At 69.1% G+C, this 24,781-nt stretch carries 23 protein-coding genes; 10 read left to right on the forward strand and 13 right to left on the reverse strand.

Going from position 1 to position 24,781, the window contains the following annotated elements; all coding sequences use genetic code 11:
* Positions 1–90: 90 nt before the first annotated feature.
* Positions 91–1,707, reverse strand: coding sequence for a Rieske 2Fe-2S domain-containing protein (locus KGQ19_RS10835; protein ID WP_212008969.1), 1,617 nt, complete (start codon positions 1,705–1,707; stop codon positions 91–93).
* 93 nt (positions 1,708–1,800) lie between these two features.
* Between KGQ19_RS10835 and KGQ19_RS10840 the strand changes: the two genes are divergently transcribed.
* The 3 genes from KGQ19_RS10840 to KGQ19_RS10850 all read left to right on the forward strand — a co-directional run bounded on the left by KGQ19_RS10840 (position 1,801) and on the right by KGQ19_RS10850 (position 5,680).
* Positions 1,801–2,874: an LLM class F420-dependent oxidoreductase gene (locus KGQ19_RS10840; RefSeq protein ID WP_212008970.1), complete on the forward strand. Its 1,074-nt coding sequence runs from the start codon at positions 1,801–1,803 to the stop codon at positions 2,872–2,874.
* Between the two features lie 77 nt (positions 2,875–2,951).
* The gene (locus KGQ19_RS10845) at positions 2,952–4,508 is read left to right on the forward strand and encodes an acyl-CoA carboxylase subunit beta (protein ID WP_212008971.1); all 1,557 of its coding nucleotides are present in this window, start codon (positions 2,952–2,954) and stop codon (positions 4,506–4,508) included.
* A 14-nt stretch (positions 4,509–4,522) separates the two neighbouring features.
* Positions 4,523–5,680 (forward strand): acyl-CoA dehydrogenase family protein, encoded by a 1,158-nt coding sequence (locus tag KGQ19_RS10850; protein WP_212008972.1) that lies wholly within the window; start codon positions 4,523–4,525, stop codon positions 5,678–5,680.
* A gap of 73 nt (positions 5,681–5,753) precedes the next feature.
* Here KGQ19_RS10850 and KGQ19_RS10855 read toward each other — a convergent pair whose 3' ends face one another.
* The 4 genes from KGQ19_RS10855 to KGQ19_RS10870 are packed head-to-tail and all read right to left on the reverse strand — an operon-like array spanning position 5,754 to position 8,750.
* Positions 5,754–6,383 (reverse strand): hypothetical protein, encoded by a 630-nt coding sequence (locus tag KGQ19_RS10855; RefSeq protein ID WP_212008973.1) that lies wholly within the window; start codon positions 6,381–6,383, stop codon positions 5,754–5,756.
* The gene (locus tag KGQ19_RS10860; RefSeq protein ID WP_212008974.1) at positions 6,380–6,979 is read right to left on the reverse strand and encodes a hypothetical protein; all 600 of its coding nucleotides are present in this window, start codon (positions 6,977–6,979) and stop codon (positions 6,380–6,382) included. The genes KGQ19_RS10855 and KGQ19_RS10860 overlap by 4 nt, the downstream gene beginning before the upstream one ends.
* A complete protein-coding gene (locus KGQ19_RS10865) occupies positions 6,976–8,439 on the reverse strand; it encodes a hypothetical protein (RefSeq protein WP_212008975.1) in 1,464 nt (487 codons plus the stop codon). The genes KGQ19_RS10860 and KGQ19_RS10865 overlap by 4 nt, the downstream gene beginning before the upstream one ends.
* Positions 8,439–8,750 (reverse strand): hypothetical protein, encoded by a 312-nt coding sequence (locus KGQ19_RS10870; protein ID WP_212008976.1) that lies wholly within the window; start codon positions 8,748–8,750, stop codon positions 8,439–8,441. Before KGQ19_RS10870 ends, KGQ19_RS10865 begins: the two co-directional genes overlap by 1 nt.
* A gap of 180 nt (positions 8,751–8,930) precedes the next feature.
* Here KGQ19_RS10870 and KGQ19_RS10875 point away from each other — a divergent pair, with 180 nt between their 5' ends.
* Positions 8,931–10,088 (forward strand): damage-control phosphatase ARMT1 family protein, encoded by a 1,158-nt coding sequence (locus KGQ19_RS10875; protein ID WP_212008977.1) that lies wholly within the window; start codon positions 8,931–8,933, stop codon positions 10,086–10,088.
* Between the two features lie 228 nt (positions 10,089–10,316).
* Here KGQ19_RS10875 and KGQ19_RS10880 read toward each other — a convergent pair whose 3' ends face one another.
* Complete coding sequence (locus KGQ19_RS10880) at positions 10,317–10,886, reverse strand: NADPH-dependent FMN reductase (protein WP_212008978.1); 570 nt, start codon at positions 10,884–10,886, stop codon at positions 10,317–10,319.
* A gap of 186 nt (positions 10,887–11,072) precedes the next feature.
* On the opposite strand from KGQ19_RS10880, the gene KGQ19_RS10885 reads away from it, so the two are divergent.
* Both KGQ19_RS10885 and KGQ19_RS10890 read left to right on the forward strand, forming a co-directional pair.
* Positions 11,073–11,480: a winged helix-turn-helix transcriptional regulator gene (locus KGQ19_RS10885; RefSeq protein WP_212008979.1), complete on the forward strand. Its 408-nt coding sequence runs from the start codon at positions 11,073–11,075 to the stop codon at positions 11,478–11,480.
* Positions 11,481–11,679: 199 nt separating this feature from the next.
* Positions 11,680–13,737, forward strand: coding sequence for an acetoacetate--CoA ligase (locus tag KGQ19_RS10890; RefSeq protein WP_212008980.1), 2,058 nt, complete (start codon positions 11,680–11,682; stop codon positions 13,735–13,737).
* A 247-nt stretch (positions 13,738–13,984) separates the two neighbouring features.
* Here KGQ19_RS10890 and KGQ19_RS10895 read toward each other — a convergent pair whose 3' ends face one another.
* Both KGQ19_RS10895 and KGQ19_RS10900 read right to left on the reverse strand, forming a co-directional pair.
* Positions 13,985–14,146: a hypothetical protein gene (locus KGQ19_RS10895; RefSeq protein WP_212008981.1), complete on the reverse strand. Its 162-nt coding sequence runs from the start codon at positions 14,144–14,146 to the stop codon at positions 13,985–13,987.
* A 120-nt stretch (positions 14,147–14,266) separates the two neighbouring features.
* Positions 14,267–15,046, reverse strand: a complete 780-nt coding sequence (locus tag KGQ19_RS10900; RefSeq protein ID WP_368862085.1) for an HAD-IIA family hydrolase — start codon at positions 15,044–15,046, stop codon at positions 14,267–14,269.
* Between the two features lie 389 nt (positions 15,047–15,435).
* On the opposite strand from KGQ19_RS10900, the gene KGQ19_RS10905 reads away from it, so the two are divergent.
* Positions 15,436–15,663, forward strand: coding sequence for a hypothetical protein (locus KGQ19_RS10905; protein ID WP_212008983.1), 228 nt, complete (start codon positions 15,436–15,438; stop codon positions 15,661–15,663).
* Between the two features lie 140 nt (positions 15,664–15,803).
* Here the strand turns inward: KGQ19_RS10905 and KGQ19_RS10910 are convergent, their stop codons facing one another.
* The gene (locus KGQ19_RS10910; RefSeq protein WP_212008984.1) at positions 15,804–16,559 is read right to left on the reverse strand and encodes an MgtC/SapB family protein; all 756 of its coding nucleotides are present in this window, start codon (positions 16,557–16,559) and stop codon (positions 15,804–15,806) included.
* A gap of 162 nt (positions 16,560–16,721) precedes the next feature.
* On the opposite strand from KGQ19_RS10910, the gene KGQ19_RS10915 reads away from it, so the two are divergent.
* Positions 16,722–17,384, forward strand: coding sequence for an acyltransferase (locus KGQ19_RS10915; RefSeq protein ID WP_212008985.1), 663 nt, complete (start codon positions 16,722–16,724; stop codon positions 17,382–17,384).
* Here the strand turns inward: KGQ19_RS10915 and KGQ19_RS10920 are convergent.
* From KGQ19_RS10920 to KGQ19_RS10930, 3 genes are all read right to left on the reverse strand, one after another.
* Entirely contained in the window at positions 17,306–18,493 is a 1,188-nt protein-coding gene (locus KGQ19_RS10920) for a glycosyltransferase 87 family protein (protein ID WP_212008986.1), read from the reverse strand. The genes KGQ19_RS10915 and KGQ19_RS10920 overlap by 79 nt on opposite strands.
* 90 nt (positions 18,494–18,583) lie before the next feature.
* A complete protein-coding gene (locus KGQ19_RS10925) occupies positions 18,584–20,299 on the reverse strand; it encodes an FAD-dependent oxidoreductase (protein ID WP_212008987.1) in 1,716 nt (571 codons plus the stop codon).
* 143 nt (positions 20,300–20,442) lie between these two features.
* Positions 20,443–20,973: a hypothetical protein gene (locus tag KGQ19_RS10930; protein WP_212008988.1), complete on the reverse strand. Its 531-nt coding sequence runs from the start codon at positions 20,971–20,973 to the stop codon at positions 20,443–20,445.
* On the opposite strand from KGQ19_RS10930, the gene KGQ19_RS10935 reads away from it, so the two are divergent.
* A complete protein-coding gene (locus KGQ19_RS10935; protein ID WP_212008989.1) occupies positions 20,960–21,283 on the forward strand; it encodes a L,D-transpeptidase in 324 nt (107 codons plus the stop codon). The two genes, KGQ19_RS10930 and KGQ19_RS10935, sit on opposite strands and share 14 nt — an antisense overlap.
* Positions 21,284–21,371: 88 nt before the next feature.
* Positions 21,372–22,808, forward strand: a complete 1,437-nt coding sequence (locus KGQ19_RS10940; RefSeq protein WP_368862087.1) for a GuaB1 family IMP dehydrogenase-related protein — start codon at positions 21,372–21,374, stop codon at positions 22,806–22,808.
* Between the two features lie 164 nt (positions 22,809–22,972).
* Here KGQ19_RS10940 and KGQ19_RS10945 read toward each other — a convergent pair whose 3' ends face one another.
* Positions 22,973–24,697, reverse strand: a complete 1,725-nt coding sequence (locus tag KGQ19_RS10945; RefSeq protein WP_212008991.1) for a YibE/F family protein — start codon at positions 24,695–24,697, stop codon at positions 22,973–22,975.
* Between the last annotated feature and the right edge of the window lie 84 nt (positions 24,698–24,781).

The following is a 24,781-nucleotide window of genomic DNA, read 5'->3' on the forward strand; positions in this document are numbered from 1 at the left end:
TCCGCTCGCCTCCGGTCCGCTCCGGACCAGATATGCAAACTACCGCGCCGACGGCCTCTGTTCCCGTCCGGCCGGATTCGGACAGCGCGCTCAGACCTTGGCTTCCGCCGGAACCTCAGGCAGCTCGCCGTCCTCGGCGGTCAGCGGCCGGGCCACCAGTTTGCGGTCGTCGCTGGTCAGGCAGCGGCCGGAGGCCAGGTCGAACTGCCAGCCGTGCATCGAGCAGGTCAGTACGCCGTCCGCGACCGTCCCGAACCGGGTCAGGTCGGCCTTCAGGTGCGGGCAGTGCCGCTGCACCGCGTAGCCCTCGGCCTTGGCCAGGTCGGTGACGTCGCTGGACTCGGCGTAATAGCCCTCGACATACGTCATGTGCTCTTCGGACAGCGACTTGAAGAACGTGTAGATGTACTCGTTGTAAGGGCCCTTGCGCGAGGCCTGGAACCGGCAGGACAGGAACAGCTCGTTCACCCAGTCCGGGGTCCGGTTCCGCACCAGCTCCTCGATCAGCGGCCGGTCGGTGCGGAACTTGTAGCGGCACTCCGCCTCGCCGTCCCACTCTCCGACGGTACGTGTCAGGAAGTCGAAGACGATCTGGTCGTCCACCTCGCCGGTGGCCGGGTCGGCGGTCTCCAGCAGGATCCGGCCGTTCAGCCCGGCGCAGGTGTAGTCGGCCCAGGCCAGCAGCGGCTCGATCCACTCCTTGAGCTGGCCGACCAGGTCCGACTTGTCCTGCGGCAGGCCCGCGTGCATCGCCTCGATCTGCGGCTGCGCGCGCTTCTGGTAGTTGGTCAGGTAGGTGCGGCGGTCGCCGTAGATCTCATCGATCTGCGCCTGCGGGACCTGCTCGATCTCGCACTTGCCGTCCGGGCCGAGCACCACGGTCGTGCCGGGGATGAACAGGTGGCCGTTGTCGTGGCCCTGTTCGCGCATGAACTCCAGGAACGCCAGCTGGCTCGGGAAGACGTTCGCCGGGTCGTCGTCGAAGTCGTTGATGGCGAACAGGCCGTCGCGCTCGTCCAGGAAGCAGGGCGGGCCGGCGAACGGGAACACCTGCTTGGCGTCGTACTGGTCGACGTAGCGCAGCGCGCGGGCCATGCCGTTCTCGCGCTTGCGGCGGCCGACAGTGGCCTTCATCCGCTCCGGGAAGTCGTAGACCATCGGGTACCAGATGGCGCCGGAGTACTGCAGGAAGTGCGCGTCGTAGGGACCGAAGGCCGCGACCGGGCCGTCCTCGACCGGCCGGGCGTCGTTCTGGTTGAAGATCCGCACCTCGCCGTCGTCGATCGCGATGCCGCTGTCGCCGAGCGGGCCGTCGGTCGGGGTGATCAGCGCGTCGATGAGGATCCGCAGGCCGCCCGGGAGCTCGGTGACCTCGCGGTTGCGGGTCTGCACGAAGTTCCGGAAGCCCAGCTTCTCCAACTCGTCCCGCAGGTCCGGGACCTGGTAGTCGGGCAGCAGGACCGTGGTGTCCTTGGACATGTTCGCGGCGAGCCAGCGCGGGTCGTAGTGGTCGTGGTGCAGGTGCGAGACGAACAAGTACTCGGCGTCTCGGATCCCCGCCGGGTCGGCCTGCGCCCCGAAGGCGGAGTTGTCCGGGAAGGGGAACCACGACGCGAAGTACGCCGGGGTGAACCACGGGTCACAGACGATCCGGCCGGCGGCAGTCTCCACCAGCATCCCGGCATGACCAATCGACGTGATGCGCATCGATCCAACGTATCGCACCGCGAGACCCCCGAACGGTACTCTGCACCCGGGGCGGATCATAGGCGGACGCCTCCGAGGGCGAGCCAGGGGGCAGTGAGTCAAGTGATCGTGGACGGGGTTCTGCTCGGCAACCGGACGGACAGCGACGCGGCGCTGACCGTACGGCTGGCCGTCCTCGCCGACGAGCTCGGCTATCGGGAGATCTGGCTGGGGGAGTCGACCGGCCACGACGCGTTCGCGCTGGCCGTGGCGGTCGCCGCGGCCGCCGGCGACCTGCCGGGGGCGTGCGCGGACGCCGAGGCGGGGCGGCCGCCGGGCGCGGGCCCGGCCACCGCCGACGAGATCCGCCGCGCGACCCCCGAGCCGAGGAACCGCGCCGCGCTCACTCTCGGCCCGCTCCCGGCGCTCGTCAGGGACCCGGTCACGGCGGCTCGCGGGGCCGCCAGCGTGGCAACCCTCACCGGACGCGACATCGGCCTGGCCCTGACCGCCTCGACCGGCCTGGTGGTCGTGGACTGGCACGGCCGGCCGCGCACCGATCCGGCCACCGCGCTGGCCGAGACCCTGACCGTGCTCGGCCCGCTGACCCGCAACGAGCCGATCAGCTTCCAGGGCGTCTCGGTCCGCTCCCGCGGCTTCCGCGCGCGGCTGGAGCCCTCCGAGGCCTCGCTCACCGTGCTCGCCTTCGGGCTGGAGGCCAGCGAGGTCGCCGTCGGGCGGGCCGACCGGGTGGCCGTACCGCTGGCCACCGTCGAGCACGCCGCGCGGATCAAGGCCCGGTTAGCCCTGACCGCCGACCGGCTGCACCGCTCCGTACCCCGGTTGGCCGTGTTCCTGCCCACCGTGGTCGACCCCGACCAGCAGGCCCTGGACTGGATCCGGCGCTCGCTGCTGCCCTACCTGGACGCCGACGGCTTCGGCCGGATGTTCGCCGAGGCCGGCCACGGTGAGCTGGTCGACCTGGCCCGCGGCGGGGCCCACGAGCGCTCGCTGCTGGCCGCCATGCCCGAGGACGTGCTGCGCTCCATCGCGGCCATCGGGGACCTGAACCAGGTCTGCTCGGCGTTCGAGGACTACCGGCAGGCCGGGGTGGACGAGATCGTGATGCTGCCGGAGAACCACGCACCGGGTGTGATCGAGCACACCATCCGGGCACTAGCGAAGTAGGCGCGCGCTGGCAGACTCTTTGTTGCGAGCGTGTCCTCGCGTACACGCGAATATCCGCAACAAAGGAGTTGCCCCATATGACGGAATCAGGCGTGCCACCGCACACCCTTCCGCACCACGACCTGCCCGAGCTGACCGCGGAGATCCTGCGCGGCGGGGCGGAGAAGTACCACGCGGCGAACGAGAAGAAGGGCAAGCTGTTCGCCCGCGAGCGGGTCGCGCTGCTGGTCGACGCGGGGTCGTTCGTCGAGGACGGCCGGTTCGCCAACGCCATGGCCGCCGACCTGCCCGCCGACGGCGTGGTCACCGGCACCGCCCGGATCGCCGGCCGCCCGGTGTGTTTGATGGCCAACGACTCGACCGTGAAGGCCGGGTCCTGGGGCGCGCGGACCGTCGAGAAGATCATCCGGATCATCGAGACCGCCTACCGCACCGGCGTGCCGATGGTCTATCTGGTGGACTCCGCCGGCGCCCGCATCACCGACCAGGTGGACCTGTTCCCGGGCCGGCGCGGCGCGGGCAAGATCTTCCACACCCAGGTCCGGGCCTCCGGCTCGATCCCGCAGGTCTGTGCGCTGTTCGGGCCCTCGGCGGCCGGCGGGGCGTACATCCCGGCGTTCTGCGACGTCGTGGTGATGGTCGAGGGCAACGCCTCGATGTACCTGGGCAGCGACCGGATGGTCGAGATGGTCACCGGCGAGAAGACCACGCTGGAGGAGATGGGCGGCGCGCGGGTGCACTGCGCCGAGTCCGGCGTCGGGCACTTCCTGGTGAAGACCGAGCAGGACGCGCTGGACACCGTCAAGCGCTACCTGTCCTACCTGCCTTCGAACTGGCAGCAGGACGCGCCGGTCGCCGAGCCCGCGGACTCCCCGGCGAACATCGACCTGGCGGCCCTGGTCCCGGAGAGCGAGCGCCAGGCGTTCGACATGCGGCGGTTCGTCAAGGGCCTGGTCGACACCGACTCCTTCTTCGAGATCCACGCCTTGTGGGCCCGCGAGCTCACCGCCGGCTTCGCCCGCCTGGACGGCAAGCCGGTCGGCATCATCGCCAACAACCCGATGTTCAAGGGCGGCGTGCTCTTCGTCGACTCCGCCGACAAGGCCACCCGCTTCATCCAGCTCTGCGACGCCTTCAACGTGCCGCTGCTGTTCCTGTCGGACGTCCCCGGTTTCATGGTCGGTACGGCGGTCGAGAAGCAGGGCATCATCCGGCACGGGGCGAAGATGATCACCGCGGTCTCCGAGGCCACGGTGCCGAAGATCTGCGTCGTGGTCCGCAAGGCCTACGGCGCCGGCCTGTACGCCATGGCCGGCCCCGGCTTCGAACCGGACGCCACCATCGCGCTCCCCACCGCCAAGATCGCGGTGATGGGCGCCGAGGCGGCGGTGAACGCCGTCTACGCGAACAAGATCGCGGCCATCGAGGACCCGGCCCAGCGCGAGGCCTTCGTCGCCGACAAGCGCGCCGAGTACGAGACCGACATCGACTTCGTGCGCCTGGCCAGCGAACTGGTCGTCGACGACATCGTCGACCCGTCCGACCTGCGGACCAGTCTGATCGCCCGCTACCGCGCGGCCGAGGGCAAGGACCGCTTCTTCTCCCGCCGCCGTCACGGCGTCACCCCCGTCTGAGCGGAGGAACTCCCATGGATCACCGTCTGAGTGAAGAGTACGAAGCCCTGCGCGCCACCGTCGAGGAGTTCGCCCACGACGTCGTCGCCCCCAAAATCGGCGCCTTCTACGAGCGCGAAGAGTTCCCCTACGAGATCGTGGCCCAAATGGGCCGCATGGGCCTGTTCGGCCTCCCCTTCCCCGAGGAGTACGGCGGCATGGGCGGCGACTACTTCGCCCTGTGCCTGGCCCTGGAGGAACTGGCGCGCGTCGACAGCTCGGTCGCCATCACCCTCGAAGCCGGCGTGTCCCTCGGCGCGATGCCCGTGTACCGCTTCGGCACCGAGGAGCAGAAGCAGCAGTGGCTCCCCAAGCTCTGCGGCGGCGAAATGCTCGGCGCCTTCGGCCTCACCGAACCCGGCGGCGGCAGCGACGCCGGCGGCACCCGCACCACCGCCGTCCTGGACGGCGACGAGTGGGTGATCAACGGCACGAAGTGCTTCATCACCAACTCGGGCACGGACATCACAGGCCTGATCACCGTCACCGCCGTCACAGGCAACAAAGCGGACGGCCGCAAGGAGATCAGCAGCATCATCGTCCCGTCCGGTACCCCAGGCCTGACCGTGGCCCCGAAGTACAGCAAGGTCGGCTGGAACGCCTCCGACACCCGCGAACTCTCCTTCGCGGACGTCCGCGTCCCCGCCGCGAACCTCCTCGGCGAACGCGGCCGCGGCTACGCCAACTTCCTCCGCACCCTGGACGAAGGCCGCATCGCCATCGCAGCCCTGTCCACAGGCCTATCCCAAGGCTGCGTCGACGAATCAGTGAAGTACGCCCACGAACGCCAAGCCTTCGGCCACCCGATCGGCGCCAACCAAGCGATCCAATTCAAACTGGCGGACATGCGCCTGCGCGCCCACACCTCCCGCCTCGCCTACTACGACGCGGCCAGCCGCATGCTCACCGGCGAACCCTTCAAAGCCGAAGCCGCCATGGCCAAGCTCTACTGCTCAGAAGCAGCCGTCACCAACGCCCGCGAAGCCACCCAGATCCACGGCGGCTACGGCTTCATGAACGAGTTCCCCGTGGCGCGCATGTGGCGCGACTCGAAGATCCTGGAGATCGGCGAGGGGACTTCCGAGGTGCAGCGGATGCTGATCGCTCGGGATATGGGACTGCCCGAGGCGTGAGGGCGGTGCGCTGAGCGCAACGGATGTCCAGAGGCGGCCCGCGTGGCCGCCTCTGGCGTCGTAGGCGCCTGCTTCAGGCCTTGTCGCGGAAGCTGAGGACGATGCCGCGGACGAATTCCTCGAGGACCGGCACGCCGTCTTGGACATAGGCGAGGTTCGGGATGAAGGCGCGGACGAGGATGTCCATGCCGTCTTTGCGGATGGGATAGCTGTACCTGGTGGCCAGCGTGTGGTCCGAGGGATCCACCTCGATGAAATGCACGATGCGTGCCGCCGTTTCGGCGCCGGGGTAGTCGAAGGGCTCCACGCGCGGGCTATCGACGACCACTTCATCGGGGGCGGCGTGGGTGTATATCTTCATCGCCTTTTTCCACGGCACGTCGCCGAGGTAGGCGTCTACTCGTAGGTAGACCGGTGGGATTTCGAGGTTGGGGAAGAGTAGGAACTGATAGTGGGCGCCGGGTGAGTTCAGGGCATTCCAGGTGGCTTCGATGAGTCGGTAACTGCGCCGGAACCATTCGTTCGACGGCCTCGAGTCGTCGAACTTGCCGCGACCGTTGTAGTAGGAGAGACGGATCGCGTCGACGATCCAGTCTTGAAGTGTCGCCCAATTAGCGGACGGGATGACTTTTGGCATGAGGATGAAGTTGAGATCTTCACGGAAGTCGAGCTTCGCCGACTGCCTGACATCATGCTTTTTCATCGCCGCCACCTGAAAGTCGTCATCATCGCGTCGAACAGCTGGACCAGGGCGTCTGCCACCTGGTCGTCGGCTCGGCCGGCGCCGGGTGTTGAGAAGGTCACGACCAGCCATCTACGACCATCACCGGGGACCGGGAACGCGTAGTCGACGCGTCGACTGGCGACATCCACCTTGTATGCCGCGTCGGCCTCCTCCGTCCGCTCGGCCCGCACTCCCAGTTCGCCGTCGACCTCGACCGGCTTTCCATCTCTGGCCAAGTCTCCCAGCAGCGCGAGCGACTCCAGGCCGTCGATCTCATCCGGCAACATGACTCCGCCGACGATGAACGATGCCGCGATGGTGCGGCCATGCATCTGCTCGACCGGAACATAAAGGTCGAGTCCGTTCCCTGACTTCGCCTTCTGGATCATGCCGGTGAGTTGCGTCTCGATATTCCGACGGGCGTCCAGCGCTTCGTCTCGCGGTATGCGCTGAAATATGCGATCCGCGAGATCTTTCACCGCCGTCGTCGTGGTCCCTGTCAGCGATACGCGGATCCAGCCCGGCGGCAGAACGATCGCGTACGAGTTCGGGACTTCGGCTAAGGGCGTGCTCACCAGGAACTGCCCTGAATGTAAGTGAAGGGTGAGCGGGTGATTCTGTTGTAGGTCGTACCCTGCTTGACGCCTAGATATGGGTAGGTCGATCCATAGATCTTGTCTGTGGCATCCGCGCCGGTGGCGACCAAGTACGCGGCCTGAGCAGTGTTCAGTTGCCGGGTCACCTTCGCGACCCCGGAGGCCACGTCGGGGTCGTCACCGAGTGCCAGGGTCACCTCCTTGGTCCAAGCCCGCATGGCGGCCGCTTTGTGACCGCCTTGCCAGATGGAATCAAGGGTTGGCCGAAGGAAGCCGGCGTCCTTGAAGCGGAAATTTTCGTTGATGAGTTCCCTGCTGACGTTTTTGGTGGACTGTGCTATCTCATCCGCCACGGGTTCGTTGAGGCTGTCCAATGTGGATGACTGCTTCGCTACGTCAGCGATGTCCTCCGGCTTCGTCAAGCCCGCGAGTGTTGTCACGGCTTTGCCATCCTTCGCTGCGGTCGCTGCCCCCTTCGCACCGCCCGCGACGGCCTCCCCGCCCGACAACGTTGCCTTGAGCCCGCCGACCGCGGCCTCAGTGCTCTTGCCGACTGCTGTCCCGACGCCGAAGGAGAGTAGACCGACCGTGTCCATCCCGACGTCGAACAGCGACCCCGCCCCGGTGCTCGCCAGCACACCGTGCCCTACCGCGCTCAGCGCCGTGACGGCGAAGGCCCCGATCACCAGGAGATCGACGCCGGGGAAGAACAACGCCGCGATCGCCAAGCCGGTGGCTATCCAGCCCAAGCCGTTGCAGCAATCGCTGAGCAGCCGTCCGAACCCGCTGTGGGTCGCGGCTTTCAGGCGGTCCCAGCGGCTGTCCTTCAGCCCGTCGTGCTGGCTCGCGGCCTTGATGTTCTTCTCATGCCTGGCAGCCTCGGCGTCGAGGTCTGCCGCGATCTGTGCCGCCTCGTGCCGTGCTGCGAGCAAGGCCGCGTGGGCTTGGGTGACTGCGGGGTCTTTCCACGGGTCCAGCAGCTCGTCCGCTATTGCCGGTGGGGCCGATGGTTTTGGTGCGCTGGGCGGCGGATGCGGCGTGAATGAGGGGGGCGGTGGTGCGTCGGGATCGGCGATGCCTTTGGCCGTCATGGCGTCCCAGGCCTGCTTCGCGCTCGTGAGAAGCGTCAGTGTTCTGCCCTGCGCCGGCTCCAGCGCGTTCAGCCACTGCCTCAATTCGCTGGAGGCCGTGCGGTAGCGGCCCTCCGCCTTGCCGAGCTGTACGGCGAGGTCGCCGGCCTTGGAGCCGATCGTGCCGACGAACTGTCCGCGCAGTTCCCCGTCCGCGCCGGCCGAGGTTATTCGGCGCAAGGCCGCGACCTGGTCCAGGATGCTGTCGGCGACCCGGGTGAGCTTGGTGACCTGGTCGCGGATCGAGTCGGTGTCGCCGGGTGCCGGGTCGGAGTCCCTCAGCGGCGTCCAGTCCGCGGGGCGGGCCATCAGGTCCTCACCTGCTCGGTCTGGGCGTCGGTCATCGCCTGGGCGAGTTGGTGATCGACATCTTGGAAGGCCTGGGTGGTCTGAGTGACCATCTGGAGCAGTGCCGTGATGGCCGACTCCAGCTTCGCGCGGTGGTCGCGCCAGTTGTGCTGGAACGTGTCCATACCGGACCGGATCTTCTCACTACCCCAGCCCTGGGCGTGGTCGATGGTGTTGACGTCGCCGCCGAGGCTTTGGAACTCGTTGCTGACGAACGTCAGACTGCTCTGCATCGCGGTGAGCGCGTCGAAGTCGACGATGAGATCTGTCATGGATTTCCCCCTGTGTGACTGACCTAGCTTCGTGAATCAGCATTCGTATGTCAACAAACATCACACTAACGAGTGCACAGCGTAATCACTGCTCGTCAGAGCCTTGTGGAAGTGCTGACACAAGTGGGTTTCTCACGCCGGGCGCCGGGCGGTCGCCCACTGCCCGCGTAGGGTGACCAGGTGACGAATGTTGCCGACGCGATCGTTTCCGACCAGCCCGACTCCTTCGCCTGGGGCGTGTGGAACAAGCGGCATCCGGTGCTGATCAAGCAGATCCAGGAGGCGTTCCCGTATCCGGCCGAGGCCCGGGGGAACCTGGATGCGCTCCTGAAGGAGACGCTCTCCGGCACGATTCAGCGGCTGCCGGTCGATGCCCACGACTACGCGCTCTGGGAGGAGTGGGATCGCGGGTGGTACGGCGGGTCGTGGCTGAGTGCGCCGTTCTTGTGGGCGGAGTCGTTCTTCTATCGGCGGCTGCTGGAGGCGGTTGGGTACTTCCGGCCCGGGGCGTGGCGGGGGATCGATCTGTTCGGGCCGGCGAAGCGGGCTGAGTTGGACACGCAGGCTGTCGAGACGGAGCTGGCCGCGCTTGATGACGTGGCGGGACTGGGCCTCGCGGAGCAGCGGCGTGCGCTGTTGCTGGCGGCGCTGTGGGGCAACCGCGCCGACCTCGGGTTCCGCATCACCGCCGCGGCGGAGGGTCCCGCGACCGACCTCGTCGCCGACGACAGCGGGCTGATCTGGTCGCTCCTGGACACCGCCGAAGACCCGGTCGTGCACCTGGTCACCGACAACTCCGGCCGTGAACTCCTCGCCGACCTGATCCTCGTCGACCACCTGCTCGCCACCGGCGCCGCCGCCCGCGTCGTGATGCACCTCAAGCCCCAGCCGTACTACGTCTCCGACGCGACCGGCGCCGACGTCCTCGACGTCCTCCGCCGCATCACCCGCGCCCCCGGCACCGCCGCCAAGACCGGCCAGCGCCTCTGGGCCGCGCTGGCCGATGGCACCATCAGCCTCCGCACCCACGCGTTCTGGTGCGCGCCCCTCTCCTTCCGCCACCTGCCCGCCGACCTCGCCGCCGACCTGGCCCCCGCGACCCTCACCATCCTCAAAGGCGACCTGAACCACCGCCGCCTCGTCGGCGACCGCGCCTGGCCGCCCACCACGCAGTTCGCGGAGCTGACCGCGTACTTCCCGTCTCCCGTGGCGACCCTGCGCACCCTGAAGTCCGACGTCGCCGTCGGCCTCACCCCGCCAACCGTCGCCCGGCTCGACGCCACCGGCACCGCGTGGCGGACCAGCGGCGAGTACGCGTTGATCCAGGTGCGCCGCTAGAGGCTCTTTGCGGCGTTCCGGATCACGCTGGCGATCTGCGGCGCGCTCGGCGCGCTGATGCCGCTGGGGCTGCTGGGGCTGAGCGCCGTGAAGCAACGGTGTGCACCGCGGTCCGGCTAAGACCGCGCCCCCGACTGCGGCCCCGTAGCCAAAAAAACAAGGCCCCACCGCACCCGCGGCAGGGCCCACCTCAAAACCTCAGCCTGAGTAGCCTCGGCTTCACCGGCCTCAGGCGTTCGCCTTGGCCTTCTGCGTCTCCTCGATCAGCACCACCAGCGCCGCGATCAAGCCCGCGACCAGGTTCCGCGAGGTCTCGTCGACCAGGTTGCCCTCGCCGTCGAAGCGCTCCCAGTTGTTGCCCACGTGCACCTCGGGCTTGGTGACGACCTTGGCGTCCAGCCAGTGGAAGACGTCGCGCAGGTGGTTCTGGGCGCGGACGGTGCCGAAGCCGCTGCCGGAGGCGCCCATTACGGCGACCGGCTTGCCGGTCAGGACCGACTCGCCGTAGGGGCGGGAGGCCCAGTCCAGGGCGTTCTTCAGGACGCCGGGGATCGAGTAGTTGTACTCCGGGCTGGCGATCAGGACGCCGTCGGCGGCGGCGATCTTCGCGCGCAGCTCGGCCACCGGGGCCGGGACGTCGCCTTCCAGGTCCTGGTCGAAGAACGGCAGGTTGCCGATGCCGTCGTAGATCTCGATCTCGACGCCCTCGGGCGCCAGCTGCTTGGCGGCGCGCACCAGGGCGGAGTTGGTGGACGCCTTACGCAGGGCGCCGGAGAAGGCGAGGATCTTGGTGGTCACTTCTGAGCTCCCGGGTTCTGGGGTTCTGGGGTTCTGACGTGCGGTGAGGCGGTTTGTGGGGCCGCCTCACGGGTGGTGCTCGATGCCAAGCTGGTAACACTGTGTGAGCGGGTTACCTTTCGTAAGGATGAAGGTAGGGGAGGCTCTTACGGTTGTCAAGTCGCCTACGGAAGGTAAGCTTGGGTCATGGCAGAGAACATCGCGACGCAGCAGGAGGAGCAGCACCTGAGTTCCTTCTGCCCGCGCTTCCACACCGCGGTGGAGATCATCGGGCGGCGCTGGTCCGGGGTGATCCTGCGGGCGATGCTCGCCGGCTCCACCCGCTACACCGACATCGCCTGCTCGGTCCCCAAGCTGTCCGACCGCCTGCTCTCCGAACGCCTGAAGGAGTTCGAACAGGTCGGCATCGTCGAGCGCGTCGTCATCCCCGACACGCCGGTGCGCGTCGAGTACCACCTCACCCAGAAGGGCGCGGAGCTGGAACCGGCGTTCCAGCAGCTGGCCGACTGGGCCGAGAAGTGGATCGAGCTGCCGCCGCTGCCCGAGGGTGTCGGGTGCCAGGAGTCCTTCCTGCAGCCCGGCGAGGGCCGCTGAGCGGGGCGATCGGGAACGCCCGCGCAGCGCGATCCGCGACCCCTGAGCAGGGCGATCGGGAACACCCGCGCAGGGTGACGCGGGACACTGCCCGCGGCCACTGACGGGCCGCCCTCCACTGCGGCTAATCTGACGCTGTCAGGCGTGATCACGGCCACAAGCCGGTAGCGCGCAGCCACCGCGAAGTTGGGGGACGACGATGTCCGCAGCCGACCAGCCCGCAGCAGACCAGTCCGCCGCGAACCAGCCCGCCGCGTTCGGGGAACTGCTCTGGACGCCGACCGAGGCGCTGCGCCTGCGTTCGCCCCTGCAGCGCTACCTGGACTGGCTCCCCAAGCAGGGCGTCGGCCCGTTCCCGGCCTACGCCGACGCCTGGCAGTGGTCGGTCGAGCATCCCGCGGAGTTCTGGGAGACCCTCTGGCGGTACTTCGACGTCAAGGCAGCGACCCCCTACACAGCCGTCCTCCCCGACGCCCACATGCCCGGCGCCCAATGGTTCCCCGGCGCCACCCTGAACTTCGCCGAGCACGTCTTCCGCGCCGCCTCCGACGACCGCCCGGCCCTGCTCTTCATCGAGGAGGGCGCCGAGCCGGTCGAGGTCTCCTGGGCCGAGCTGCGCCGCCAGGTGGCCGGTCTGGCCGCCACGTTCCGCGCCTGGGGCGTCGGCCCCGGCGACACCGTCGCGGCCTTCCTGCCCAACACCCCGCACGCGATCGTCGCGCAGCTGGCCACCGCCTCGGTCGGCGCCGTGTGGTCCGGCTGCGGCCCGGACTTCGGCGCGCAGGGCGTCCTGGACCGGTTCGCGCAGATCGAGCCGAAGGTGTTCGTCGGCGTCGACGGCTACCGCTATGGCGGCAAGCGCATCGACCGCCGCGCCGAGTGCATGGACGCGCGCGACGCCCTGCCGTCGGTCGAGCACACCGTCTGGGTGGACTACCAGTTCCCGGAGGGCCCGGGATGCGCGGAGAGCATCCGCTGGGACGAGGCCGTGGCCGGTCCGTCGGCGGCGAGTGCGCAAGCGCCGGAGCCTGAGCTGGAGCCTGAGCTGGAGTTCGAACCCGTCGCCTTCGACCACCCGCTGTGGATCCTCTACTCCTCCGGCACCACCGGCCTGCCGAAGGGCATCGTCCAGGGCCACGGCGGCATCCTCCTGGAGCACTACAAGGCGATCGCCTTCCACATGGGCGTAGAGGAGGGCGACCGCTTCTTCTGGTACTCCTCCACGAGCTGGATGATGTGGAACATCGTCCTGGGCTCGCTGCTGCACGGCGCGACCGCCGTCCTCTACGACGGCAGCCCGGCCTTCCCGGACATCACCGGCCTGTGGCGGCTCGCCGAGAAGACCCGCACCACGATGCTCGGTACCAGCGCCGGCTACCTGATGGCGTCGCAGAAGGCGGATCTGTACCCGGGCCGCGACCTGGACCTGTCGGCCCTGCGCGCGATCGGCTCCACCGGATCCCCGCTGCCCCCGACCGGCTTCCGCTGGGTCTACGACGCCGTCGGCTCCGACATCTGGCTGAACTCGCTGTCCGGCGGCACCGACGTCTGTACCGCCTTCGTCGCCGGCAACCCGCTGCTGCCGGTCTACTCCGGCGAGATCCAGTGCCGCGCCCTCGGCTGCGCCGTGGAGTCCTGGGACACCGAGGGCAAGCCGCACATCGGCGAGGTCGGCGAACTGGTCCTGACCGCGCCGACCCCCTCGATGCCGGTGAAGTTCTGGAACGACCCCGACGGCCACAAGTACCACGACGCCTACTTCGACGTGTACCCCGGCGTCTGGCGGCACGGCGACTGGTGCACCGTCACCGAACGCGGCGGCGTCGTCATCCACGGCCGGTCGGACTCGACGCTGAACAAGCAGGGCGTCCGGATGGGCTCGGCGGACATCTACGAGGTCGTGGAGAAGCTGCCGGAGATCCGCGAATCACTGGTGATCGGCGTCGAACTCCCCGACGGCGGTTACTGGATGCCGCTGTTCGTCCACCTGGCCCCGGACGCGGTTCTGGACGACGCCCTCAAGGCCCGCGTGGCGGCGGCGATCCGCGCCGAGCTCACGCCCCGCCACGTCCCCGACGAGCTGATCGAGATCCCCGGCGTCCCGCACACCCGCACCGGCAAGCGCCTGGAGATCCCGGTGAAGCGGCTGCTGACCGGGGCAGACCCGGCCAAGGCGGTGAACCTCGGGACGGTCGACGATCCGGCGCTGATCGACTGGTTCATCGAGTACTCGAGCAAGCGCAACACAGGGGACTGAGTAGCTGAGCGGATGGCCCGGCGGCGGCGCCGGGCCATGCTGTGCCCGTGTCGATAGTCGGACTGCTCCCATGGCTCGTCATCATCGCCGCGGCGGGGTAGCTCGGGCAGTTACTGATGACACCGCGCTCGGTGACACCGTTCCCCGCTCGCTAAAGGCGGTAGCCTCGCCCGCTAAAGCTCGCTTAAGCCCGCTAGCCCGCTTAAGCCCGCTAGCCCGCTAAAGCTCGCTAGCCCGCTAAAGCCTGCTAAAGCCCGCTCGGCCCCGCCGGCAACCCGAACCGGTCGGAGGTCACCGACAACTCGGCGAACCGCGGTGCCCGCGGCGGCGACCACGGCTCCCCGGGCACCGATCTGAAGTTGGCCCGGAACTCGACGACCAAGGCGTCGAAGACGGGTGTACCGCTCATGGACCCGGCGGACGCCCTGCCGACGCCGCCCCTGCTGTTCTCATACATTGTCAAACCACTGTCTTCCGGCCGACGCGCGGCGGGAACGAAGGTGTGCACCGTTCCGACCCTTGCTCTGACTCAGACCACGTCGACCAGGTCGGCGATCGACTTCACGATCCGGGAGGGCCGGAACGGGAACCGGTCGATCTCGTCGGCCTGGGTCACGCCGGACAGCACCAGGAAGGTCTCCAGCCCCGCCTCGATGCCGCACAGCACGTCGGTGTCCATCCGGTCACCGATCATCGCGGTCACTTCCGAGTGCGCCTGGATCTTGTTCAGACCCTCGCGCATCATCAGTGGGTTCGGCTTACCCACGAAGTAGGGCTCCACACCGGTCGCCTTTGTGATGAGCGCCGCAACCGCGCCGCAGGCCGGCTGCGGGCCCTCCGGTGTCGGGCCGGTGGCGTCGGGGTTGGTGGCGATGAAGCGGGCGCCGTTGGTCACCAGGCGGATGGCGCGGGTGATGGCGTCGATGCTGTAGGCCCGGGTCTCGCCCAGGACCACGTAGTCCGGGTCCGCCTCGGACAGGGTGTATCCGACGTCGTACAAAGCCGTCGTCAGCCCGGCTTCGCCTATGACGTAAGCGGTCCCGCCCGGCCGCTGGTCGTCCAGGAACTGCGCGGTGGCCAGCGCCGAGGTCCAGATGTGCTCCTCGGGCAGCGGGATGCCCAGGTTGGTCAGGCGGGCCGACAGGTCGTGCGGGGTGTAGATCGAGTTGTTGGTGAGGACCAGGAACGGCCGGTCCTTGCTCCGCAGCCGGCGGATGAACTCGTCCGCGCCGGGGATCAGGTGCCCCTCGCGGATCAGGACGCCGTCCATATCGGTCATCCAGCACTCGACAGGCTTGCGGTCATGCACTGCGATCTGCTCCTGGAATGGAAGGGAACACTGCGATGGTGGTGACCATCATTCCAGAAGTGAAAAGGTTTAGCGCCGGTGCGCGTGTCGCCTCGCGGCGGAAAGCTCGCCGCAGCTCCAGCCGAACGGTATTCCGCGACGGCGTTATTTGAGGCCCGGGGACATCTTCTACGCACCGGCGAGGTAGAGGGTAACACGGGTGATCAGGATATTGTCCAAAGCCCCAGGTCAAGGGCTATGTGCGCGGGCTCGGGGGAACGCCCTCCGGAAGGGTCGGCGCGCGGACGTGATCAACCGAACAGCGCAGAAGCGTTCGCGCCCCGGAACGATCTTGCGGAACCTACTGGAGGGTCCCGCGCATCGCGGGCCGTAGGAGGAGGAGTACGACCATGAAGTCTCGTATCTTCAAGCTCACCGCGACCGCGAGCGCCACCGCGCTGCTGGTCGGCGCCGGGGCCGTCGCGGCCACGTCGGCGTCCGCCACCACCGCGCCGGCCGCCGTCGTCACGCACACGGCCACCGTGCCGATGAGCGCCCCGATAACGGCCCACTACCCGCACTGGTGGCCTTGGTGCGAGATCGACCTGCTCGGCCCGGTCCTGTGCGTCAACCTCTAAAGGTTCATCGCCTCTGAGGTTCACTCCCCGGATAACTGTTTCGCGGTACGGATGACGGGGCCGGACGACTCAGGTCGTCCGGCCCCGTTCCGGCCTCTCGGCTCAGCCTTCTCAGAACCCTGTGTCGGGCCCTCAGGCCCTCACTGCTTCCCGGCCGGTGCCGCGGACATAGCGCCATCGGCCGGCACCGCATCGGTCATGACCGGTGCGTCTGGCACGTCCGGGGCCACCGTCGCCGCCGTGGCGGCGGCCGCCTGCCGCGCGGCGATGATCGGGTTGACCAGCACCACGGCGTCGGTGTCCGCGGTGTCCGGCGTCGCCACCATCATCTCGGCCGGGCTGCCGCCGCCCTGGTGCGGGATCCGCGCCGAGTGCTTGAAGAAGTGCGAGTGCACGTGCTCGTCGTGGTGCACCAGCCCCTGCCAGCGGCGCGCGTCGAGCGTGCGCAGCAGCGGGATGTGGCGCAGCTCCAGGGTGAGCAGCGTGGCCGCGGTCGCCGCGATCGACTCCTTGACCAGTCCCAGGCCGCAGGCCGCGCCGATCGCCGAGCAGGCGAAGATGCTCGCCGCGGTGGTGATGCCGTGCAGCACCTCGTGTTCCTCGACGGTCTGCCGGAAGCACAGTCCGCCGCCGATGAAGCCGATGCCGGTGACCGCACCGGCCAGGATCGTGCTCGCGCCGTTGCCGGCCAGCACGCCGATCAGCGCGGTGGCCGCCCCCAGCAGGGAGAAGGTCCGGTCCCCGGCCATCGCCCCGCGGACCTGCCGCTCGAAGCCGAGGGCGAAGGTCAGGGCCCAGGCCAGGGCGATACGGCCGACGGCGTCCCAGTGAGTCGGGACGTGGATGTTGTCGGCCGAGGGTATGGCCGCCAGCAGGACGGATCCCACCCCATGCATCTCTATCGTCCTCCCCTGATGTCCTCTGCGATCCAACGGAACCATAGAGGTATCGGGGCCGGTGCCGGTACCCGAAGCCTGAACACCCACGGGCCGTGATCGAACAGTTATCCTACGCGGACGGCGTCCGGAAGATCACGGTCAGGGGGTACCGTAGCCGCCATGGTGTCAGCGCTGGGCAACCGGCTGGCCGCCGGCCTGTGGGGCTGGCTGGCCAGGGCCGGGAAGGTGCACGCGGGTTCGGTGACCGCCCGCCGGTTCGCCGCTTTCGGCGAGGGGTCCACGATGGCCTTCCCGCCCGGCACGGTTTTCGGGGAACGCTACATATCCGTCGGTGCGCACGTGCTCATAGGCGCCAACGTCACCATCTCCGCCGGCTTCGTCCCGGGCCTGGACCTCGGCCCGGACACCCTGGTGCGGATCGGCTCCGGTGTGGTGCTGGGCCGGGGCAGCCACGTGGTCGGCCACCGGTCCATCGACATCGGCGACGACGTCTACACCGGCCCCAACGTCTACATCACCGACCAGAACCACGGCTACGACGACCCCGACGTCCCGATCGGCAAGCAGTGGCCCAGCGAGGCCCCGGTGCGTATCGGCCCGGGCTGTTGGATCGGCACGAACGCGGTGATCCTGCCGGGCACGGTCCTGGGCCGCAACGTGGTCGTGGCGGCCGGCAGCGTGGTCCGCGGCGAGTTCCCGGACCACTGTGTGGTCGGCGGCGTCCCGGCCAAGATGCTGCGCCGCTACGCGGCCGAGACCGGCTGGGCCCGCGTCGACTCCCTCCAGGCCCAGAGCAGGAACGCCAGCCCGGCCAACGGATAGAGCGAACTGAGCAGCATCTGCAGCGGGTTCAGATCGGGGGAGGGGCCGACCGTCTTGTGCGGGACCGCCCAGATCAGGAACGACAGGAACACGGCGCTCCACGCCACCGCGAGCTTCGGCGCCCGCACCGCCAGCAGCATCGCCACCGGAACGGCCCACACCCAGTGGTGGGACCAGCTGATCGGCGAGATCAGCAGGCCGGTGACCGCGCACGCGAGCGCGCCGAGCGCGTCGTCGCCGCGCCTGGAGTTCCGTACCGCCGCCCACAAACCCGCGGCGAGCACGATGACCGCCGCGACCGCCCACAGCGCCTTGGGATCGTCGATGTGCGTGACCCGCGCGATCATCCCGGACAGCGACTGGTTGTCGGTGATGTAGGTCTTGCCGACCTTGCTGGTGTCCCACATCTCGTGCAGCCAGAACTTCACCGAGGCGTGGGGGAGCACCGCGAACCCGACGGCCATGGTCCCGAGCGCGCTCGCGGCCGACACGACCGTCTCGCGCCGCCGCCCGGCAAGCAGGAACCACAGGATGAAGACGCCCGGCGTGAGTTTGATACCGGTGGCCAGGCCGATCCCCAGGCCGCGCGGCCATCTGCCGGTCGGCGGCCGGGTCAGATCGAAGAGGATCAGGGCGCACAGGGCGAGGTTGATCTGGCCGTAGCGCAGCGTGGTCCACACCGGCTCGAACCACAGCGCCAGACCGGCGATGGCGGCGATCAGCGCCCACCGCTCGGCGAACGTCGGCCGGTCCAGCCAGCCGCCGATGAGCTTCGCCGCCAGGTGCACGACCGTGCCCAGCAACACGACGTTGGCGGCGGTCACCAGGACCTTCAGCACGCCGACCGGGATCCAGCTGATGGCCGCGAAGAGCATCGCCGCGAAGGGCGGGTACGTCGCGGGCAGCGGATTGCCCCCGGCGGTGCCGATGTGGACGGTGTTATAGAGGTCTTGGCCGTGCAGGACCGCGCTGCCTTCGGCCCGGTAGACGACCATGTCGATCATCGTCGGGTGGGCCAGCGCGCGGATCACGAGGTAGGCGGCCAGGGCGACGCCGGCGAAGACGCCGAGCAGGAGCGTGAGTCTTCGTCGGTCAGGGAGGCGCGCCACGCAGGAGACCTTACGGGATCGGCGGGATCACCTCGGCGCCGCAGCGGCGGCCGCCAGATGGTTCCGGGCCCGCCGTCGAGGCACGCGCCGCTACCGGATCTCGACGATCGGCAGCCGCAGCGCTCCCGGGGCGGCCTCCGGGACCGCCGGCTGCTTCGGCCGTACGTAAGGAATCCGCTTATAGGGCTCCCCGAGCGCGGGCCGCGTGTCCTTCTCTCCCTTGTTCGGCCAGAACGCCGCGGCGCGCTCGGCCATCGCCGTGATCGTCAGCGAGGGGTTCACGCCGAGGTTCGCCGACACGGTCGATCCGTCCGCGACGTACAGGCCCGGGTGCCCGAACACGCGGTGGTACGGGTCCACTACTCCGTGGTCGCGGTCCCGGCCGATGACGCAGCCGCCGATGATGTGCGCGGTCATCGGGATGTTGAACAGGTCGCCGACGGTGCCGCCGGGAATGCCGTTGATGCGGTGCGCGGTGCGGGTCACCGCCTCGTTGCCGGCCGGGATCCAGGTCGGGTTCGGCTGGCCGTGGCCCTGGCGGGTGGTGAGCTTGTGCTTGCGGAAGACGCCCCGCTTGCGCGAGACGGTGAGCGAGTTGTCGAGAGCCTGCATCACCAGCAGGATGATCGACCTCTCCGCGAACCGGCGGCTGGGCAGCATGCGCGGGACCCAGGAGGGGTGCTTGACGCCGATGCCGAGCAGCTTGATCCAGCGCGGGGTGCGGCCCTGGCCGTCGGTCAGGCCGGTCTTCAGCAACCCCATGGCGCCGCTGCCCCGGCCGTAGCGCACCGGCTCGATGTGCGTGTGGTCGTCGGGGTGGAAGGAGGAGGTGATGGCCACCCCTTCCGTGAAGTCGTACTGCCGTGGCTTCTTGGCCATCGCGCCGAGCAGCGATTCGGAGTTGGTGCGGGTCAGTTCGCCCAGGCGCGGCGACAGCGACGGCAGCGAACCGTCGGCGGCCAGCTTGTGCAGCAGGCGCTGGGTTCCCAGGGCACCGGCGCTGAAGACCACGTGCTCGGCGGTCAGCGTGCGGCGGCCTTTGCCGAACCATTTGCCGGTCGAGGTCACGGTCACGGTGTACCCGCCGCCGTCGGGCAGCGGAGTGACGCCCTCGACCGTGGTCAGCGGATGCACCTCGGCACCCAGCTTCTCGGCCAGATACAGGTAGTTCTTCACGAGCGTGTTCTTGGCGTTGTGCCGGCAGCCGGTCATACACGCGCCGCACTGCAAACACGGATTGCGGTCCGGTCCCGCGCCGCCGAAGAAGGGATCTGAGACCTTGGTGCCCGGCTGTGCGTCGGAGCCGCCGAAGAACACCCCGACCGGGGTCAGGTGGAACGTGTCGCCGACGCCCATCTCCTCGGCGACCGCCTTCATCTGCACGTCCGCCGGCGTCATCGTCGGGTTCTGCACCACACCCAGCATCCGCTTGGCCTGGTCGTAGAACGGCGCCAGTTCCCCGCGCCAGTCGGCGACGTCGCGCCAGTGCGGGTCGTTGTAGAACGGGTCCAGCGGCTCGTAGAGGGTGTTCGCGTAGACCAGCGAGCCGCCGCCTACCCCCGCTCCGGCCAGCACGACGACGTCCTTGAGCCGGTGGATGCGTTGGATGCCCTTGCAGCCCAGCTTCGGGGCCCACAGGAAGGAGCGCAGGCGCCACGAGGTCTTCGGGAAGTCGCCGTCGGCGAACCGGCGTCCGGCCTCCAGCACGCCGACCTTGTAGCCCTTCTCGGTGAGCCGCAGCGCGGTCACCGAACCGCCGAAGCCCGAGCCGATGACCAGCACGTCGTAGTCCGCCGCAGCTCCCATGGCGCGTAGAGTAGCCGCTATTCGACAGGCAATCTAGTAGTTGGCGCGGCCGTGTCGGCGGCGGTGTCGGCGGCGGTGTCGGCTTCGATAACAAGTCGGCGTTCACGTCGATTGGCGTGCAACGTCGGCGTGGTCGCGAGCGTCTATAAAGGCATGGGGACATCAGGGGTGGGAAGGGCCGGCGCGTTGCTCGCTGTGGCGGGCGCGGTGGCGATCGGCATGACAGGGTGCTCGACGGGTTCGGGCGGGAGCAAGAGCTCTACTACAGGCAACGTGCAGCAGGCGGCTGCCGGGGTCGGCACGTCTTCGACGACTTCTTCGTCGAGCGCACCGACACCGACACCGACTCCGACGTCGGCGGGGACCAGCAGTTCGTTGCCCGCTTCGGCGAGCAGTTCTTCTACTTCTACTTCTACTTCTGGCTCTACTTCTACCTCGACGTCCTCGGACCCGCGGTCCAGCTCTTCGCCGAGCGCTCCGTCGTCCACGTCGAAGCCGTCGACACCCCCGACCACGAAGCCCTCGGCGCCGGTCACCAAGCCCAAGCCCCCGGCCCAGCACGACAGCGGCACCGGCTGGCTGGCCGGCGTACCGCTGGGCAGCAACAAGCCCGGCGCGCTGGACCCGCGGTGTATGACCGGCCGCGTGGTCTGCATCGACATGAGCACGGACACGCTGCTGTGGATGGTCGACGGCAAGCCGCAGTACGGCATGGACGTGCGCTTCGGCGACGAGAACAACCCGACGCGCAAGGGCAAGTTCGACATCTACATGAAGATGGAGCACTGCATCTCCACGATCTACCACACGTCGATGCCGGACGCGATGTTCTTCAGCGGCGGTGAGGCGGTGCACTTCTCGATCGACTTCGCGACCTACGGCTACGCGCACCGCTCGCACGGCTGCGTGAACGTCCGCGACCGGGCCGCCGTCGCCCGGCTGTTCGCGGACACCCGGGTCGGGGACACCGTCGTGGTGTACTGACCGGTTGGAACCGCGCGCGGGCGCCTCCCAGTGACTCCGGTCACCACGTGGAGAGGCGCCCGTGACCGTTTTGATACAGTCTTACTACGTGCGTTTCCTCAACGATTACTCCCCGCCGTACGACCTGACGTATGACGACGTCTTCATGGTCCCCGCGCGTTCCCGAGTCGGTTCCCGACTGGCCGTGGACCTCAGTTCCTCCGACGCCACCGGGACCACGATCCCGCTGGTCGTGGCCAACATGACCGCCGTCGCCGGCCGCCGGATGGCCGAGACCATCGCCCGCCGCGGCGGGCTCGCGGTCATCCCCCAGGACATCCCGCTCGACGTGGTCTCCGAGGTGATCGGCTGGGTCAAGGACCGCAGCCCGGTCTACGACACCCCGGTCACGCTCGCGCCGACCAGCACCGTCGGCGAGGCGCTGGCGCTGCTGCCCAAGCGGGCCCACGGGGCGCTGGTCGTGGTCTCCACCGACGGGCGCCCGGTCGGGATCGTCACCGAGGCCGACTGCGCCGGCACGGACCGGTTCACCAACGTCGGCGACATCATGTCCCGCGACCTGCTGACCATCCCGGACGGCACCACCCCCCAGGCGGCCTTCGACGCCCTGGACGGCAAGCACCGGCTGGCCCCCGTCGTGGACTCCGACGGCCGCCTCAAGGGCCTGTGGACCCGCAAGGGCGCCCTGCGCTCGGCGCTGTACAAGCCGGCGCTCGACGACCAGGGCCGGCTCCGCGTCGCCGCCGCGATCGGCATCAACGGCGACGTCGCGGCCCGGGCCAAGGAACTGCTCTCAGCGGGCGCCGACGTGCTGGTCATCGACACCGCGCACGGCCACCAGGAGAAGATGTTCGAGGCCCTGGCCGCGGTCCGCGCCCTCAACCCGGGCGTGCCACTGGTGGCCGGCAACGTGGTGTCCCCGGAAGGCACCCGCGACCTGATCGAGGCCGGCGCGGACATCGTCAAGGTCGGCGTCGGCCCCGGCGCCATGTGCACCACCCGCATGATGACCGGCGTCGGCCGCCCGCAGTTCTCGGCCGTCTACGAATGCGCCGCCGAGGCCCGCCGCCTCGGCAAGCACGTCTGGGCCGACGGCGGCGTCCGCCACCCCCGCGACGTGGCCCTGGCCCTGGCCGCCGGCGCGTCGAACGTGATGATCGGCTCCTGGTTCGCCGGCACCTACGAGTCCCCGGGCGACGCCGTCCGCGACGGCGACGGAAGGCTCTACAAGGAGAACTTCGGCATGGCCTCCGCGCGCGCGGTGCGGCTGCGCACCGCCGACGACTCCGCGTTCGATCGTGCCCGCAAGGCCCTGTTCGAGGAGGGCATCTCCAGCTCCCGGATGTACCTGGACCGCAACCGCCCGGGCGTCGAGGACCTCATCGACGCCATCACGGCCGGAGTGCGCAGCTCGGCGACCTACGCCGGGGCGAAGGACTTGGAGCAGTTCCACGAGCGGGCCGTGGTGGGCGTGCAGAGCGCTGCCGGGTTCGCGGAAGGGAAGCCGCTGCACAGCAGCTGGTAGCGCTCTATAGCGGTCAGGCGCGTAGCGAGGCTGCGGCGGTTGATGCGAAGAGCGTTGCTGGGCTTGTCCGCATAGCTGCTTGGCGCGCGGTCTAAAGCGTGAGGCGCGTATGGGCTCCCATACGCGCCTCTTCGCTGTCAGCTGTGGCTGTCATCTGCGGTTCGTCATCGCCCGTAGTACGGCGGCGGGCTCTGCTGTTGGTCGCCGTATGGATCGCTGCCGTATGGATCGCTGCCGTATGGGTCACTCCCATAAGGGTTCTGACCATAAGGATCTGCCACAGGCTGCGGCTGCGCTTGTGGCTGTGGCTGTGTTTGCGGCTGCGGCTGCGGCGCGGGTGCCGGTGCGGGGAAAGGCGCAGGCCGCGGCATCCGGTGCGGACCGCTGCCGTTCCCGACCCGCGTGCCGTCCACGTTCCACTCACCGCTCCGTCGGCTCTCCGGCATCCGCGGGACCGGCGCGGGGCGGCCCGCGGCACCACCGCCGGGGCGGCTCGGCCGCGTGATGGTCGTCGTGCTGTCGGTGAGAACGTCGTCGTCCTTGAGATCGTCGATGACGCCGCGGCGGCCCCGGCGCTCGCGCAGGTCCGTGGAGGACAGGCGTGAGCGTTCCGAGCCTGCCTCGGCGCCACCCTCGCTCGCGGCGAAGTACGCCGCCAGTGCCGTGGTCACCGGCACCGCCGCGGCCAGACCGATCGAGCCGACCAGGGTGCGGACGATGTCCTCGGCCACCACCTCGGCCCCGGCCGCGCCGGTCCAGCCCTGGCTGGACGTGGTCAGCAGGACGAACAGCGGCAGGCTGCCACCGGCATAGGCCAGGACCAGGGTGTTGACGGTCGAGCCGATGTGGTCCCGGCCGATGCGCATCCCGGCGCGGAACAGGTCGGTGGCGCCCAGCGAGGGGTCGGCGGCCTTCAGCTCCCAGACCGAGGACACCTGCGTGGCGGTGACGTCGTTCAGCACTCCTAACGCGCCGATGATGATGCCGGCCAGCAGGAGGCCTTGGATGTCGACTTTGTGGAAGTAGCCCGCGACGGTCGCGGCGTTGTCGTCACCGAGCCCTGACAGGTGGGCCAGTTTGGTGCCGATCTCGCCGAGCGCGCCGATCAGCACCAGGCTGACCGCCGTGCCCAATACGGCCACGGATGTTCGTACGGACACCCCGTGCGTCGCATACAGCGCGGCGAACAGGATGACGCCGGCGGTGACCGCCGCCACCTCGATCGAGTTCTCGCCGCCGACGATCGCCGGCAGCGTGAACTTGACCAGCACCGTGAACGACACGGCCAGCGCCAGGATCGCTCCGGCCCCGCGCCAGCGGCCGACCACCAGGACGAACAGCGCGAACGCGATCGCCAGGCTCATCAGCGGCGGGCCGCGCTGGAAGTCCTTGATGTTGTACTGGCCGTCCGCCGGCTGGTTCTTGTCGTAGGTGAGGACCAGGCCGTCGCCGACCGAGTACTTGGGCGTGGTGGGGTCCACCCCCACGGTCACGGACGCGGTCGCGCCCTTGGGCGGGCCGCTGGTGATCTGGATCGTCAGCTGGTTCTCGGTGGTGTCCTGCCCGGTCGGCGACGTGGTGCCGCCGGCCGGTGGCGTGCTGCCGTCGATCGACCCGGCCTGGACCAGCTTCGACGCCGTCACCGTGCCGTTCACCCACACCTGCGGCGGGATCGGGTTCTTCGCCGCCGCCGGCCACAGCAGCACCAGCCCGGCCACCGCCGCGGCGGCCACCGGCAGCAGCAACGCGGTGATCAGGGTCCGCAGCCGGGCCGAGGCCGGGGTCGCCGGCCCGTGGCCGTGGGAGTGCCCGTGGGAGTGTCCGCGACCGGACCCGCTCCCGCCGCCGTCGTCCTGTGCGGACCTCGATCGTCGGCTGGTCACGGCCATCGGCTCTCCGTGGGTCGGTGGTGCGGGGACGGCGCTCCGGGGCCCGCTGGTGGTGGGTCCGGGCTGCCGCCACACCATAGCGGC

This window comes from Catenulispora pinistramenti, from assembly GCF_018274385.1.
Classification (GTDB): Bacteria; Actinomycetota; Actinomycetes; order Streptomycetales; family Catenulisporaceae; genus Catenulispora; species Catenulispora pinistramenti.

Coding starts and splice junctions, on each gene's coding strand:
- KGQ19_RS10915 (WP_212008985.1), top strand. CDS start 16,722: ATGGTGTCAGCGCTGGGCAACCGGCTGGCCGCCGGCCTGTGGGGCTGG.
- KGQ19_RS10890 (WP_212008980.1), top strand. CDS start 11,680: ATGTCCGCAGCCGACCAGCCCGCAGCAGACCAGTCCGCCGCGAACCAG.
- KGQ19_RS10905 (WP_212008983.1), top strand. CDS start 15,436: ATGAAGTCTCGTATCTTCAAGCTCACCGCGACCGCGAGCGCCACCGCG.
- KGQ19_RS10850 (WP_212008972.1), top strand. CDS start 4,523: ATGGATCACCGTCTGAGTGAAGAGTACGAAGCCCTGCGCGCCACCGTC.
- KGQ19_RS10870 (WP_212008976.1), bottom strand. CDS start 8,750: ATGACAGATCTCATCGTCGACTTCGACGCGCTCACCGCGATGCAGAGC.
- KGQ19_RS10925 (WP_212008987.1), bottom strand. CDS start 20,299: ATGGGAGCTGCGGCGGACTACGACGTGCTGGTCATCGGCTCGGGCTTC.
- KGQ19_RS10845 (WP_212008971.1), top strand. CDS start 2,952: ATGACGGAATCAGGCGTGCCACCGCACACCCTTCCGCACCACGACCTG.
- KGQ19_RS10910 (WP_212008984.1), bottom strand. CDS start 16,559: ATGCATGGGGTGGGATCCGTCCTGCTGGCGGCCATACCCTCGGCCGAC.
- KGQ19_RS10855 (WP_212008973.1), bottom strand. CDS start 6,383: ATGAAAAAGCATGATGTCAGGCAGTCGGCGAAGCTCGACTTCCGTGAA.
- KGQ19_RS10885 (WP_212008979.1), top strand. CDS start 11,073: ATGGCAGAGAACATCGCGACGCAGCAGGAGGAGCAGCACCTGAGTTCC.
- KGQ19_RS10835 (WP_212008969.1), bottom strand. CDS start 1,707: ATGCGCATCACGTCGATTGGTCATGCCGGGATGCTGGTGGAGACTGCC.
- KGQ19_RS10935 (WP_212008989.1), top strand. CDS start 20,960: ATGAGCACGGACACGCTGCTGTGGATGGTCGACGGCAAGCCGCAGTAC.
- KGQ19_RS10945 (WP_212008991.1), bottom strand. CDS start 24,697: ATGGCCGTGACCAGCCGACGATCGAGGTCCGCACAGGACGACGGCGGC.
- KGQ19_RS10865 (WP_212008975.1), bottom strand. CDS start 8,439: ATGGCCCGCCCCGCGGACTGGACGCCGCTGAGGGACTCCGACCCGGCA.
- KGQ19_RS10895 (WP_212008981.1), bottom strand. CDS start 14,146: ATGAGCGGTACACCCGTCTTCGACGCCTTGGTCGTCGAGTTCCGGGCC.